This window comes from Nocardioides coralli (assembly GCF_019880385.1).
In the GTDB taxonomy this organism is placed as follows: Bacteria; Actinomycetota; Actinomycetes; order Propionibacteriales; family Nocardioidaceae; genus Nocardioides; species Nocardioides coralli.
In genome coordinates, this window is the sequence record NZ_CP082273.1 from 494,001 (window position 1) to 507,265 (window position 13,265).

Below are 13,265 nucleotides of genomic sequence, written 5' to 3' on the forward strand. Positions count from 1 at the left end.
GCTAGGGCCTGCCGCCCTCTGACGTCGGGGGCCGTCACTCCAGCGACGAGCGCAGGCGCACCAGCATCTCCCCGACCTCGGGGCCCGGGGTCGCCGTGCCGGCCCGGATGTGCTGCTCGAGCTCCAGGGCGATCTGCGAGCCCTCCGGTCTGCCGTAGGAGCCGAGGGACCCGGCCAGCTTGTGGGCCGCCGTCAGCGCCTCGTCGTCCGCGCCGTGCCCGTCCGCCCAGGACTCGAGGACGGCGAGGTGGTCGGTCGCCCGGTGGCGGAAGCGCTGCCAGAGCGCCGCGATGATCGCCTCGTCGTTCATGCCGCACTCCTGGTCGGTACCGCTTCCGGGCGTGTGGAGACCTGCCGTGGGGTCACGACCCAACGGCGTTCGCCCGCCAGCTCCTTCAGCTGGGCGACCCGGGCGATGACGTTCTTGAACTCGGTGTAGAAGAGGGAGGCGACCACCAGGTAGGCCCAGAACCAGGCACGGCGCTGCCGGATCTCGGGTGCGCCGAGCAGGTAGGCGAACAGCACCTGTCCGGGACCGACCGACAGCGTGAAGATGGTGGTCAGCACGAAGACCGGGATGACCCAGTCGAGCTGCTCCTGACCGCCCTCGCGCCAGATCATGAAGGCCACGAGCGGGAACATCTGGATCGACAGCCACGGGTAGATCTCGCGCCAGCCGAGCAGGAAGAAGAGCCCGAGCTTGTTGCGCAGCGAGAGGTGGGAGGCCTTCCACCCGCGGAGCAGGTGCCGCATCGACACCTGGAACCAGCCCTGGGCCCACCGCATCCGCTGGTGCCACAGGGCCTTCCACGTCGTCGGCGCCAGCTCGCGGCTGAGCAGCCCCGGGTCGGAGGCGATCCGACGCCCGTTCTGCAGGGCCCGCATGCTCGAGTCGATGTCCTCGGTGAGCATCCGTCCCTGCATGCGCGCGTGCCGCAGCGCCTGGGTGCGCCAGTAGCCGTTGGAGCCACCGAAGATGCCGAAGCCGTGCAGGCGGGCGCGGCCCGGGTGGCTGACGGCGTAGATCGCCTCGAACTCGACCGCGACGGTCTGCGCGGTGAGCGTGGTGTCGCCGTTGCGGACGACGCAGTGTCCCTGCACGACGTCGTAGCCGTGGGAGAGCCAGCGCCAGGCGCGCTGGAAGGAGCCGGGGTCGGGGTGGTGGTCGGCGTCGAAGACGCCGGTGATCTCGCCGTCGACGATCGCCAGGGCGGTGTTGACGTTCTGGGCCTTGGAGGTGCTGCCGTCGACGCGGAAGGGCACGAACCGGTGGTCGCGTCGGGCGAGGTCGGCCAGGCGATCCTCGATCGGCATCGGGTGCGGGGTGTTGTAGGCGAGGACGACCTGCAGCCCGCCGGGGTAGTCCAGGGACAGGAAGTGCTCGACGGTGTCCATGACGGTGGCGGCCTCGTTGGGCAGGTAGGCCGCGATGATGGCCGAGGCTCGCGGTGGGGGACCGGCAGCCTCCCGCGGTGGTCCGGTGGCCCCGAGGGCCAGGAAGCCCTCGGTCCAGATCAGTGCGGCGGTGACCACCAGCGAGAGCACGACCACCGGGTAGGCGACGCCGACCGGGTCGATGCCGAACCTGTGCAGCAGCAGGTAGCCGGCGAACGGCACCGCGAGCCCGATCATCAGCGTCACGAGGACCTGCACCGGGGTGGCGAGGTTGACCCGGTCGCGCCGCCCGGCCCGGGTGGCCTCCACGAAGGCCTGGAGCTCCGGCGACCAGCGGATCGGCATCAGGTCGAGGTGGGCGCTGGCCTGGTCGGCCGCGAGGGCGGCGCGCTCGATCGCCCGGCTGGGGTCGCGGTCGAGCGGCACGTCGCCGGCTGTCGTCCACCCGGTCACCGGCGTGACGTTGACGTGCTCGTCGTGCACGGTGAACGGGTCGGCGGCGATCGCCGAGGCGACCTCGGCCAGCCGGCGGGCGGCGTCCTCCGCCGGGGTGTCGGGCAGCACGAGCAGCAGCCCGAGCTCGCCCGATCCCCGACCGGGCAGCAGACCCGCCAGGTCGAGCGGACCGAGCCTGCCCTGCGCGACCTGTGCCGCCATCCGGACCACGTCCACCAGGCCCTGGCGCCCGAACCTCTCGGCCAGTGCCTGCTGCTCGGCGAAGTGCAGCACGGCGACCGCGGCCGACCGGAGCCCACCCTCGGAGCGACGCAGCTCCCGCTCGAGCTCGAGGACGATCCGGTCCGCGGTCAGCACCCCGACCTTGCGCGCCTCGGAAAAACCCGCCACGGACACTGGCGGCCGGTCGATGCGGGTCTGGACACGCGCCACGAGCTCGCCGAGGTCGAAGGGCTTGCGCACGTAGTCGTCGGCACCGAGCCGCAGCCCGCTCACGACGTGCTCCGGGTCGCTGAGGGTGGTCATCACCACGACGGGGACCGCGCTGGTCTCCGGGTCGGCGCGGACCTGCTCGAGCAGGCCGAACCCGTCGAGCCGGGGCATCTGGACGTCGGTGACCACGAGGTCGACGGGCGTGGAGCGCAGGTGCGCGAGCGCCTCGACGCCGTCGCCGGCGAGGAGGACGTGGTGGCCCTTGTCCTCGAGCCCGGCCGCGACGAGCTCCCGGATCATCTCGTCGTCGTCGACGACGAGGACCCGGCCGTGGCTGGCCTCGCGCTCCATGTCGACAGCGTAGACAGCGTCTTTGCCGTCGCGTGCCGAATCGCGGCATCGCGCCTGTGCCCCAGGTAGGAGTCGAACCTACGACCTTTCGCTTAGGAGGCGGCTGCTCTATCCACTGAGCTACTGGGGCTGGGACGGCGCACTGACCCGCACATCCTGTCAGGCCGCCCGCGGGTTTGTCGGATCGAGGTCACCCGGGCGATATTGGGACCTTGCACCCTAGGGTGCACGTGACCGCCCACACACCGAGGTACCACCGATGACCGATCCCGTCGCGCCCGAGCCCGAGCGCGAGGTCGACGGTCCCAAGCGGCGGGGGATGACCCGCCGCAAGCACACGGTGCTGAAGGTGCTGCTGGCCAGCTCGCTGGTGCTCGCGCTGCTCACCAGCCTGGGCGTGGTCTACCTCTACCGCCACCTCAACGGGAACCTCACGGTCGTCGACATCGAGGGGCAGCTCACCGACCGGCCCGACAAGGAGTCGGTGGACGAGCCGCAGCAGCCGCTCAACATCCTGGTCATGGGGTCCGACGACCGCGACCAGGAGGGCAACAACATCGACGGCCTCACCGGTGGGGGGCAGCGGTCGGACACCACCATCCTCTTCCACCTCTCCGGCGACCGCGAGCGCGCCTACGGCGTCAGCATCCCCCGCGACACCATCGTCGACCGGCCCGACTGCATCGACGCCCAGGGAGAGACGATCCCGGGCGCCACCGACGCGATGTGGAACGAGGCCTTCAACGTCGGCGGGCCGACCTGCACCGTCCAGCAGTTCGAGGAGCTCACCGACGTCTTCATCGACCACATCGTGGTGGTCGACTTCGCCGGGTTCGAGGACATGGTGGACGCCATCGACGGGGTGCCGGTCTGCATCCCCGAGGACATCAACGACCCCGCCCACGGCATCAACATCCCCGCCGGCACCCGCGAGATCGAGGGTCGCGAGGCCCTCAACTACGTGCGCGCCCGCTACACCCTCGGCGACGGCTCCGACATCAGCCGGATCAAGCGGCAGCAGGCCTTCATCGCCGCGATGGCCAAGAAGGTGATCTCGGCCGACACCCTGGCCCGCGTCGACCGGCTGGTCGGCTTCCTCAACGCGGCCACCCAGTCGCTCACGGTGGACGAGGACCTCGAGAACGTCGTCAAGATCGCCCGGATCGGCGTCGGCTTCAACGGCATCGGGCTCGACAACATCAAGTTCCTCACCGCACCCAACGCCTACTACCCGACCGACTCGGAGTTCTCCGGCCGGGTCTACCTCGAGAAGTCGGCCGACCGGCTCTGGCGCGAGCTCGCGGCCGACGAGCCGCTGAGCAAGCGGTTCACCGGCGACGCCATCAGCGCAGGCAAGGTGCCCGGCCAGGGCGGCAAGAAGGACAAGGCCCGGCCGAAGAACCCGGACAAGGCGGCCGAGCGGGCGGAGGAAGCCCAGCGGAACGGGCTCTGCGCATGAGCCGTCCCCCCTCCCCGGAGGACCGTCGCGACGAGACGGCCGCGCAGCGGCGGGCCCGGCTGGCGGCGGTCTTCGGCGAGGTGCTCCCCGAGACCACCAGCGACGAGCGGGACACCGACGCCTCCGGTGAGCGCGACACCGACGAGTGGCTGCGCGGCCAGGTGCCGCCCCACCACGGGTCCTGACGCGTCAGGCCCCCGGCGTACCGCCACGCTGGGCGGCGAGCAGGTCGCGGATCTCCTGCAGCAGGGCGATGTCGTCCGGGGTCCCCGGCTCCTCCTTGGGGAAGTACCGCTCCTGCGCCCTCGTGTAGGGCATGACGACGGCGAAGTAGACGACCGCCGCGAGCAGGAGGAAGGCGATCGCGGCGTTGAGAAAGGCCCCGAAGCTCTGCTCCTGGGTGGAGAAGATCTCCGAGGTGGTGTCGGGCATCAGGCCGGTCACCCACTCCACGAACGCCGTGACGACGGTCGCGAAGGCGGCGCCCATGATGAAGGCGACGGCCAGCTCGACCAGGTTGCCGCGCAGGATGAAGTTCTTGAAGCCGGTCACGTGTTCCTCCTCGGCGCCCCGTGCGGGCGCTCGGTGCCAGGTCGTGCCCGGGACCCTAGTCGGCGTAGGACCAGCTCAGGAACCACCGGGCGCTGGCGCCCGCCACGTCGGTCGCGGTCGTGACGGGGACGCCCAGCACCACCAGTGCCCCTGGCGCCGCGCCCGACGCGGTGTCCGTCGAGCCCGAGGGAGTCGCCAGCACCAGGACGTCCGGGGCCACCACCTCGGTGGTGCCCCCCTGGGGGTCGGTCGCGATCAGGTCGATCCGGTCGCCCGGCGCCAGGAGGTCGACCAGGCCCGCGTCCGGGAGTCTGACCGGCATCGTCGTGAGCCCCGGGTGGGCCGCCGCCAGCCGGTCGCCCACGAGGCGGACGTCGGTGATCGGCTCACCGGCGCGGACTGGGGCGGCGAGCACCTCGCCGACCGCCCGGGTCACCACCCCGGCGGGGACCGAGCCGTCGGGGAGCGTCAGGGGTCGCAGGTCGGAGGCGGCGAGGGTGGTGCCGGCAGGGAGGTCGCGGGCAGCCGCCTGCACGCTGACCGTGGGCGGCGGAGGTGCCGCGACGGCGCGGAGCGCGGCGAGGAGCGCGACGGCCGCGCACAGGGCGGCGAGCAGCCGGCGCCGGGCCAGCAGTGCGCGGCGTACGGCGCGGCGGAACCGCGTCAGTCGAGGAACGCGGGGCTGCGTGGTGGGCACCACGCGACGGTAGGCGAGGACGGCGGTCCGGCGGGCTCGCCGTCCACAGGGTCTGCCCGGGGCTCAGCTGCCGGAGGTCGCGGGCGCGGTGGCCTTCTTCTCGGTGCCCTTGGAGTCCGAGGAGCCCTTGTCCGAGGAGCCCTTGTCCGAGGAGCCCTTGTCGGACGAGCTCTTGTCGGAGGACGCGGTCGACGCGCTCTCGGCGGACCCGCTGGAGCGGCTGTCGGTCCGGTAGAAGCCGGACCCCTTGAAGACCACGCCGACGGCGTTGAACAGCTTGCGCAGCCGGCCCGAGCACTCCGGGCACTCGGTCAGCGCGTCGTCACTGAAGCTCTGGAACTGCTCGAAGCGGTGGCTGCACTCGGTGCAGGCGTACTGGTAGGTCGGCACGTCTGATCCCTGGACTCGCGGTGGCGGGAGCTGGCACTCCCGGTCTTCGACTGCCAATGATACGGCACAATGTCAGCGCGATGACTGAGTCCGAGGCCGAGCACCCGTCCGACGACCGCAGCTGGTGGCAGGCCTTCCGCGGGCTGCCCCGGGCCGTGCGGGTCTCCGCCTACATCTCCGCTGCCGTCGTGCTGGTCCTCGTCACCATCCTGCTGGCCGGCATCGTGCTCATGAGGCAGCCGCTGCCCGAGACCTCCGGCGAGCTGGAGCTGCCCGGGCTGGAGGGGTCGGTCACCGTCGTGCGCGACGACCACGGCATCCCGCACGTCTACGGCGACAGCGTCGCCGACCTGATGCGCGCCCAGGGCTTCGTCCACGCCCAGGAGCGCTTCTGGGAGATGGACGTCCGCCGCCACGTCACCGCCGGGCGGCTCTCGGAGCTCTTCGGTGAGTCGACGCTCGAGACCGACACCTTCATCCGCACCCTCGGGTGGCGCGACGTCGCCGAGCGCGAGGTGGCGCTGCTCGAGCCGGCCACCCGCGACGCCTTCGCTGCCTACGCCGACGGTGTGAACGCCTACCTCGACCAGCACTCGACCGCGGAGCTCGGTCTCGAGTACTCCGTGCTGCGGATGACCGGGCTCACCTACGAGCCGGAGCCGTGGACGACCCCCGACTCCGTGGCCTGGTTGAAGGCGATGGCCTGGGACCTGCGCGGCAACATGACCGAGGAGATCGAGCGGGTGCTGGCGCTGTCCCAGAACACCCCCGAGCAGGTCGCGGAGCTCTACCCGCCCTACGACGCCGAGCGCCATGAGCCGATCGTGGGCCGGGGCGCGGTCGTCGACGGCGTGTTCGACCAGGACGCCACCGGCGGCTCGCGGCTGCCGACCCGTCCCGGCTACCTGGAGTCGCCCGACGCCGTCGACGCCCTCACGGGCGTGCGGGAGCGGCTGCGCGCCCTGCCGGCGTTCCTCGGCAAGGGCGACGGCATCGGGTCGAACTCCTGGGTCGTCGACGGCGACCACTCCTCGACCGGCCAGCCGATCCTCGCCAACGACCCGCACCTGGGCGTGAGCGTGCCGGGCATCTGGATGCAGATGGGGCTGCACTGCCGCACCGTCACCAACGCCTGCCCGCTGGACGTCGCCGGCTTCACCTTCTCCGGCATGCCCGGCGTCATCATCGGCCACAACGCCGACATCGCCTGGGGCTTCACCAACCTCGGGCCCGACGTCACCGACCTCTACCTCGAGAAGGTCCTCGACGAGGACGACGACTGGATCCACGACGGAGAGCGGCGACCGCTGCAGGTGCGCGAGGAGACGATCGAGGTGCGCGGCGGTGAGGACGTGCGGCTGCGGGTCCGGTCGACCGCCCACGGGCCGCTGCTGTCCGACGTCTCCGAGACCTTCGAGGAGGTCGGCCGCACCGCCCGGCCGGAGCACCCCGTCGGGGGCCGTACGTCGTTCGGCGTCTCGCTGGCGTGGACGGCGCTGGAACCCTCGCCGACCGCCGACGCGATCCTGGCGCTCAACACCGCCTCCGACTGGGACGAGTTCCGCGACGCGGCGGCGCGCTTCGACGTCCCGAGCCAGAACCTCGTCTACGCCGACCGGGAGGGCCACATCGGCTACCAGGCGCCGGGACGGATCCCGATCCGGCAGTCCGGCAACGACGGCTACCTCCCGGCCGAGGGGTGGCGGCCCGACGACGACTGGACCGGCGAGGTGGTCCCCTTCGACGGCCTGCCGAGCGTGCTCGACCCCGAGGAGGGGTACGTCGTGACCGCCAACCAACAGGTGATCGGCGGCGACTACCCCTACTTCCTCACCGACGACTGGGACCAGGGCTACCGGGCGCAGCGGATCCGGGAGCTCCTCGAGGCCGAGGGCGAGATGTCCGTCGACGAGACCCTCGAGGTCATGCTCGACACCCGCCACCCGTTGGCCCCGACGCTGGTGCCGCTGCTGCTCGAGCAGCCGCTGCCCCCGGGCTACTACAGCGACGGACAGCGGCTCCTGGCCCGCTGGGACTTCGACCAGCCGCCCGACAGCGCCGCAGCGGCCTACTACAACGTGGTCTGGCGCAACCTGCTCGAGCTGACCTTCCACGACGACTTGCCCGAGGAGGCGTGGCCCGACGGTGGGGACACCTGGATGGCTGCCGTCGACGGCCTGCTGCGCGACCCCGACGCGTCGTGGTGGGACGACCGCACCACCGAGGACGACGTCGAGCTGCGTGACGACATCCTGCGCCAGGCGATGATCGACGCGCGCGACGAGCTCACCCGCATCGAGGCACGCAACCCCGAGCGGTGGGACTGGGGCCACCTCCACCAGCTCGACCTCGAGCACGCCACCCTCGGCACGTCGGGGATCGGTGTCGTCGAGTGGCTCTTCAACCGGGGCGACTGGGAGGTCGGCGGTGGCGGCGCGATCGTCAACGCCACCGCGTGGGACGCCCGCGAGGGCTACACGGTCAGCGCGTCGCCGTCGATGCGGATGATCGTGAGCATGGCCGACCTCGACGAGTCGGAGTGGGTCAACCTGACCGGCGTCAGCGGTCACCCGGCCTCCGACCACTACACCGACCAGACCGAGCTCTGGGTCGAGGGCGAGATGCTGCCCTTCCGCTTCACCCGCGAGGCGGTCGAGGAGGCCGCCGAGGACACCCTCGAGCTCGTCCCCGCCGACGGCTAGGTCGCCGGGGTCAGCCGGACCACGCCACCCCCGGGCGTGACCGCGGCGGTGACCGGCCGGTCGTGAGGTGCCACCGGCACGGGCAGGCCGACCTCGCCGTCGTGCAGGAGCACGCAGGTGAACGTGCCGGCCGGGACCCTCGCCAGCGCCCGGTCGTAGCAACCGCCGCCGCGGCCCAGCCGGTGGCCGGCGGGGTCGACCGCCAGGCCGGGCACCAGGACGGCGTCGGCGGTGGCGACCGCCGCCGCGCCGAGCCGGGGAGTCGTGGGTTCGAGCAGGCCGCGGCCGGCGGACGCGAGTGCCGCCTCACCTGCCCACGTGGCCCAGTCGAGGTCGAGGTCGGGCAGCACCACCGGCACGATGACCCGCTTGCCGGCCGCGGCCAGCTCCTCCACCAGCAGCGAGGTGCCCGGCTCCCGGCCCACCGAGACGTACGCCGCCACGGTCGCCGCCCGGCGTACCTCGTGGGTCGCGAGCAGGTGCCGCGCGATCGCCCGCGCGTGCTCACCGAGCTCGGCCAGCGGGATCTGCCGCCGGGCGGCCAGCACCTGGTCGCGCAGCGCCGTCTTGGCGGCCGCGGTGCCGTCGCGGGGTGCTTGCGGGGACTGCACGGCACCAGCCTACGATCGCCACATGGGTAGTGCTGGGTTGAACCGCGCCCGCCAGAAGATGGCCGACGCCGGGGTTGACGAGGTCGCGATCGAGACGTTCGCGCACTACTACCGGCTGCTCGAGCACGGCGAGACCGGCATGGTCCCCGAGGACTCGATCGAGCCGCTCGACATGGAGAAGCTGGCCGACGTCGACGTGTCCGAGGACGACGGGGTCGAGGCGCTGCGAGCGACGGTGGTGATCAAGCTCAACGGCGGGCTCGGCACGTCGATGGGCATGGACCGTGCCAAGTCCCTGCTGTGCGTGCGGCGGGGCCTCTCCTTCCTGGACATCATCGCCCGCCAGGTGCTGCACCAGCGTGAGCGCCACGGCGTGACGCTGCCGCTGATCTTCATGAACAGCTTCCGCACCAGCGAGGACTCGATGGCCGCCCTCGCCCGCTACGAGGACCTCGCCGTCGAGGGGCTGCCGCTCGAGTTCCTGCAGAACCGGGAGCCCAAGCTCCTCGTCGACGACCTCGCGCCGGTGTCGTGGCCCAAGGACCCGGACCTCGAGTGGTGCCCGCCCGGCCACGGCGACGTCTACACCGCGCTGCGCGGCACCGGCCTGCTGGACAGCATGATCCAGGCCGGCTACCGCTACGCGTTCGTCGCCAACTCCGACAACCTCGGTGCGGTCGCCGACCCCCGGGTGGCGGGCTGGTTCGCCGCGAGCGGCGCGCCGTTCGCGATCGAGGCGGTGCGTCGTACGCCCTCGGACCGCAAGGGCGGTCACTTCGCGCGCCGCAAGCTCGACGGGCGGATCGTGCTGCGCGAGACCGCCCAGACGCTGCCCCAGGACCAGGAGGCGCTCGCCGACCTCGACCGACACCGGTTCACCTCCACCAACAACCTGTGGTTCGACCTGCAGGCGATGAAGGAGGCGCTCGACGTCCGGGGCGGCATCCTCGGGCTGCCGCTGATCCGCAACGTCAAGCACGTCGACCCCGGCGACGCCTCCAGCCCGAAGGTGATCCAGGTCGAGACCGCGATGGGCGCGGCCATCGAGGTCTTCGAGGGCGCCCGCACCATCGAGGTGGGCCGGGACCGCTTCGTGCCGGTGAAGACGACCAACGACCTGCTGGTGCTGCGCTCCGACGTCTACGACATCGGCGAGGACTTCCAGCTCGACCAGACGGCCGAAGAGGTCCCGTTCATCGAGCTCGACAACCACTACAAGCTGGTGGGTGAGTTCGACAAGCGGTTCCCGGAGGGTGCGCCGTCGCTGAAGGAGGCGACCCGGCTGACCGTGGCGGGCGACTGGACCTTCGGGCGCGATGTCCGGGTCGTCGGTGACGTCGACCTCGAGTCCCCGTCGGCGCAACGCGTCGAGAGCGGGACGGTGCTCGCCGATGGCTGACGCCCCGATCGCGGTCGAGGAGCACCTCGGCCGGATCCTCTCCTTCATCCAGCCGCTGCCGGACTTCCCGCAGCCACTGATGGAGTGCCTGGGGCTGGCCGCGGCCGAGGACGTCGTCTCGCCGATCTCGCTGCCCTCCTTCGACAACTCCGCGATGGACGGCTACGCGGTCCGCCACGACGACGTGGCCGCGGCCTCGGCCGAGACGCCGGTGCACCTGCCCGTGGTCGGTGAGATCGGTGCCGGCCAGTCGCGGCTGCTCGCGCTCTCGCCGGGGACCGCGGCGAAGATCATGACCGGGGCGCCGGTTCCGGCGGGCGCCGACACCGTCGTGCCCTACGAGTGGACCGACCGCGGCATCGCCAAGGTCGTGATCAGCCAGGCCCCCGAGCCCGGCCAGCACGTCCGGCACACCGGCGAGGACGTGGAGGCGGGCGACCACCTCATCGACGCCGGCACGGTCCTCGGCCCGCGGCACCTCGGGCTGCTGGCCAGCGTCGGCCGGGCCACCGTCCGGTCCCGACCGCGACCGCGGGTCGTCGTGATGTCGACCGGCTCGGAGCTGCGCGAGCCCGGCACCGAGCTCGGACCCGCCACCATCTACGACGGGAACTCGTGGCTGCTGGCCGCGGCGGCCCGGCGCGCGGGTGCGGTGACCTACCGGGTGGGGATCGTGCCCGACGAGCCGCGCGCCTTCCTCGACGCCCTCGGTGACCAGCTCGTGCGGGCCGACCTCGTGGTCACCAGCGGCGGGGTCTCGCAGGGTGACTTCGACGTGGTGAAGGAGGCGCTCGCCCCGACCGGCGACGTCTGGTTCGGGTCGGTGGCGATGCAGCCGGGCAAGCCGCAGGGCTTCGGCCTGGTGGGCGAGGACCGGGTCCCGATCTTCACGCTGCCCGGCAACCCGGTGTCCTCCTACATCTCCTTCGAGATGTTCGTGCTTCCTGCCCTGCGCAAGCTCATGGGCCGTACGCCGTACTCCCGCCCCTCGACGCGGGCGCGGCTGACTCACGGGGTCTCCTCGCCCGAGGGGCGGCGCCAGTTCCTGCGCGGCTCCTACGAGGTCGGTCGCGGCGGACCCACCGTGACGCCGGTCGGCGGGCCGGGGTCCCACCTGGTCGGCGGGCTCGCCGACGCCAACGCCCTGGTGATCGTGCCGGAGGACGTCACGAGCGTGTCGGCCGGCGAGCAGGTCCAGGTGCTGGTGCTCGACGAGGACTTCTGATGGCCGACCAGGGCGACCTCACCCACCTCGACGCCTCCGGTGCGGCCCGGATGGTCGACGTGTCGGGCAAGGAGGTCACGGCACGCGAGGCCGTCGCCAGCGGGCGGGTGCTGGTCTCGGCGCGGGTGGTCGAGCTGCTGCGCGGTGACGGGGTGCCGAAGGGCGACGCGCTCGCGGTGGCACGGCTCGCCGGGATCATGGGCGCCAAGCAGACTCCGTCGCTCGTCCCGCTGTGCCACCCGCTCGCGATCTCCGGCGTGACGGTCGACCTGCGGGTCGACGACGACGCCGTGGTGATCACGGCGAGCGTCCGCACCACCGACCGCACCGGCGTGGAGATGGAGGCGCTGACGGCGGTGACCGTCGCCGCGCTCACCGTGGTCGACATGGTCAAGGCCGTCGACAAGGCCGCCGTGATCACCGACGTCCGGGTCGAGGCCAAGAGCGGCGGCAGGTCCGGCGAGTGGACGCGACCGTGACGGGCCTGCGCGCCGAGGTGGTGGTGGCCTCCAACCGCGCCGCCAGCGGCGAGTACGCCGACGAGACCGGCCCGTTGATCATCGCCTTCCTCGAGCGGCTCGGCTTCGTGGCGGACCGGCCGGTCGTCGTGCCCGACGGCGACCCGGTGGGCGTGGCCATCGCCGCTGCGGTGGAGGGCGGGGCGCGGGTCGTGCTGACCACCGGCGGAACCGGCCTCACGCCCACCGACCTCACGCCCGAGCAGACGCGACCGCTGCTCGACCGCGAGGTCCCGGGCATCGCCGAGGCGATCCGTGCCGCCGGGGTCGCTGCGGGCGTCCCGACGGCCTCGCTGTCGCGTGGTCTCGCGGGCGTGGTCGGCGACTGCCTGGTGGTCAACCTGCCGGGGTCGCGCGGCGGCGTGAAGGACGGCCTCGGGGTGCTGGAGCCGATCCTCGTGCACGCGGTGGAGCAGATCGTGGGAAGCGACCATTGACCCGGGGCTGGCCGGCGCGGCTCAGCTCCGGCGAGGTGACGCTGCGGCCGCTGGCGCGCTCGGACCGGGCGGCCTGGCGAGAGGTACGGCGGCGTAACGCCGACTGGCTGCGGCCGTGGGACGCCACGGTCCCCCCCGGCAGTGACGCCCGACCGTCGTCGTTCGGCGGCCTGGTACGGCGGCTGCACCGGCTGGCCCGGCAGGGCACGACCTTCCCGTTCGCCATCGAGGTGTCGGGGCAGTTCGTCGGCCAGCTGACGGTCAACAACATCGTGCGGGGCTCGGCCCAGTTCGCCTCGATGGGCTACTGGATCGACCAGCAGCACGCCGGCCGCGGCGTCGTCCCCCGGGCGGTGGCCATGGCGATCGACCACTGCTTCTTCACCGCGGGGCTCCACCGCGTCGAGATCTGCATCCGTCCCGAAAACACCAACTCGCTCCGCGTCGTGGAGAAGCTGGGCCTCCACGAGGTGGGCCTCGCCCCGCGGTTCCTCCACATCGACGGCGCCTGGCGCGACCACCGGATCTACGCCGTCACCGTCGAGGAGTGCCCCGGTGGCATGCTCGCGCGTGTGGCCGCACCCCCCGAGACCGGGTGAGCGTCGGCGCGGAGTCGACCTGATCACACCCGTCACAGAAGT

General features: G+C 72.2%; 14 protein-coding genes and 1 tRNA gene. 8 read left to right on the plus strand and 7 right to left on the minus strand.

Features of this window, described 5'->3' with window-relative positions; translation table 11 throughout:
- Positions 1–34: 34 nt before the first annotated feature.
- The 3 genes from K6T13_RS02465 to K6T13_RS02475 form a co-directional block, all read right to left on the minus strand.
- Positions 35–310, minus strand: coding sequence for an Hpt domain-containing protein (locus K6T13_RS02465; RefSeq protein ID WP_222896637.1), 276 nt, complete (start codon positions 308–310; stop codon positions 35–37).
- The gene (locus K6T13_RS02470; protein ID WP_222896644.1) at positions 307–2,634 is read right to left on the minus strand and encodes a response regulator; all 2,328 of its coding nucleotides are present in this window, start codon (positions 2,632–2,634) and stop codon (positions 307–309) included. Before K6T13_RS02470 ends, K6T13_RS02465 begins: the two co-directional genes overlap by 4 nt.
- 57 nt (positions 2,635–2,691) lie before the next feature.
- Positions 2,692–2,764: transfer RNA gene (locus K6T13_RS02475), tRNA-Arg, on the minus strand.
- Positions 2,765–2,893: 129 nt separating this feature from the next.
- Here K6T13_RS02475 and K6T13_RS02480 point away from each other — a divergent pair.
- On the plus strand, positions 2,894–4,093 hold the full coding sequence (locus K6T13_RS02480) for an LCP family protein (RefSeq protein ID WP_222896647.1): 1,200 nt from the start codon (positions 2,894–2,896) through the stop codon (positions 4,091–4,093).
- The gene (locus K6T13_RS02485; protein ID WP_222896649.1) at positions 4,090–4,278 is read left to right on the plus strand and encodes a hypothetical protein; all 189 of its coding nucleotides are present in this window, start codon (positions 4,090–4,092) and stop codon (positions 4,276–4,278) included. Before K6T13_RS02480 ends, K6T13_RS02485 begins: the two co-directional genes overlap by 4 nt.
- 4 nt (positions 4,279–4,282) lie before the next feature.
- Here the strand turns inward: K6T13_RS02485 and K6T13_RS02490 are convergent, their stop codons facing one another.
- The 3 genes from K6T13_RS02490 to K6T13_RS02500 form a co-directional block, all read right to left on the minus strand.
- Positions 4,283–4,645, minus strand: coding sequence for an MscL family protein (locus tag K6T13_RS02490; protein WP_222896651.1), 363 nt, complete (start codon positions 4,643–4,645; stop codon positions 4,283–4,285).
- Positions 4,646–4,700: 55 nt separating this feature from the next.
- Positions 4,701–5,342 (minus strand): SAF domain-containing protein, encoded by a 642-nt coding sequence (locus K6T13_RS02495; protein WP_249423899.1) that lies wholly within the window; start codon positions 5,340–5,342, stop codon positions 4,701–4,703.
- A 63-nt stretch (positions 5,343–5,405) separates the two neighbouring features.
- On the minus strand, positions 5,406–5,732 hold the full coding sequence (locus K6T13_RS02500; RefSeq protein WP_222896653.1) for an FmdB family zinc ribbon protein: 327 nt from the start codon (positions 5,730–5,732) through the stop codon (positions 5,406–5,408).
- Between the two features lie 80 nt (positions 5,733–5,812).
- On the opposite strand from K6T13_RS02500, the gene K6T13_RS02505 reads away from it, so the two are divergent.
- Positions 5,813–8,434, plus strand: a complete 2,622-nt coding sequence (locus tag K6T13_RS02505) for a penicillin acylase family protein (RefSeq protein ID WP_222896655.1) — start codon at positions 5,813–5,815, stop codon at positions 8,432–8,434.
- Here the strand turns inward: K6T13_RS02505 and K6T13_RS02510 are convergent.
- Positions 8,431–9,045: a 5-formyltetrahydrofolate cyclo-ligase gene (locus K6T13_RS02510; RefSeq protein ID WP_222896660.1), complete on the minus strand. Its 615-nt coding sequence runs from the start codon at positions 9,043–9,045 to the stop codon at positions 8,431–8,433. The two genes, K6T13_RS02505 and K6T13_RS02510, sit on opposite strands and share 4 nt — an antisense overlap.
- A 22-nt stretch (positions 9,046–9,067) precedes the next feature.
- Between K6T13_RS02510 and K6T13_RS02515 the strand changes: the two genes are divergently transcribed.
- From K6T13_RS02515 to K6T13_RS02535, 5 genes are read left to right on the plus strand one after another with little or no spacing between them, the layout of a single operon-like run.
- Positions 9,068–10,444: a UTP--glucose-1-phosphate uridylyltransferase gene (locus K6T13_RS02515; RefSeq protein WP_222896666.1), complete on the plus strand. Its 1,377-nt coding sequence runs from the start codon at positions 9,068–9,070 to the stop codon at positions 10,442–10,444.
- The gene (gene glp, locus K6T13_RS02520; protein ID WP_222896669.1) at positions 10,437–11,669 is read left to right on the plus strand and encodes a molybdotransferase-like divisome protein Glp; all 1,233 of its coding nucleotides are present in this window, start codon (positions 10,437–10,439) and stop codon (positions 11,667–11,669) included. Before K6T13_RS02515 ends, glp begins: the two co-directional genes overlap by 8 nt.
- Positions 11,669–12,148, plus strand: coding sequence for a cyclic pyranopterin monophosphate synthase MoaC (gene moaC / locus K6T13_RS02525; protein WP_222896672.1), 480 nt, complete (start codon positions 11,669–11,671; stop codon positions 12,146–12,148). The genes glp and moaC overlap by 1 nt, the downstream gene beginning before the upstream one ends.
- Entirely contained in the window at positions 12,133–12,624 is a 492-nt protein-coding gene (locus K6T13_RS02530; RefSeq protein ID WP_249423900.1) for a MogA/MoaB family molybdenum cofactor biosynthesis protein, read from the plus strand. The genes moaC and K6T13_RS02530 overlap by 16 nt, the downstream gene beginning before the upstream one ends.
- Positions 12,621–13,223: a GNAT family N-acetyltransferase gene (locus tag K6T13_RS02535; protein WP_222896676.1), complete on the plus strand. Its 603-nt coding sequence runs from the start codon at positions 12,621–12,623 to the stop codon at positions 13,221–13,223. The genes K6T13_RS02530 and K6T13_RS02535 overlap by 4 nt, the downstream gene beginning before the upstream one ends.
- Positions 13,224–13,265 lie beyond the last annotated feature (42 nt).

What these genes read in the sequence shown, in the direction of transcription:
- K6T13_RS02465 (WP_222896637.1), bottom strand. Translation starts at nt 310, where the DNA reads ATGAACGACGAGGCGATCATCGCGGCGCTCTGGCAGCGCTTCCGCCAC.
- K6T13_RS02470 (WP_222896644.1), bottom strand. Translation starts at nt 2,634, where the DNA reads ATGGAGCGCGAGGCCAGCCACGGCCGGGTCCTCGTCGTCGACGACGAC.
- K6T13_RS02480 (WP_222896647.1), top strand. Translation starts at nt 2,894, where the DNA reads ATGACCGATCCCGTCGCGCCCGAGCCCGAGCGCGAGGTCGACGGTCCC.
- K6T13_RS02485 (WP_222896649.1), top strand. Translation starts at nt 4,090, where the DNA reads ATGAGCCGTCCCCCCTCCCCGGAGGACCGTCGCGACGAGACGGCCGCG.
- K6T13_RS02505 (WP_222896655.1), top strand. Translation starts at nt 5,813, where the DNA reads ATGACTGAGTCCGAGGCCGAGCACCCGTCCGACGACCGCAGCTGGTGG.
- K6T13_RS02515 (WP_222896666.1), top strand. Translation starts at nt 9,068, where the DNA reads ATGGGTAGTGCTGGGTTGAACCGCGCCCGCCAGAAGATGGCCGACGCC.
- glp (WP_222896669.1), top strand. Translation starts at nt 10,437, where the DNA reads ATGGCTGACGCCCCGATCGCGGTCGAGGAGCACCTCGGCCGGATCCTC.
- moaC (WP_222896672.1), top strand. Translation starts at nt 11,669, where the DNA reads ATGGCCGACCAGGGCGACCTCACCCACCTCGACGCCTCCGGTGCGGCC.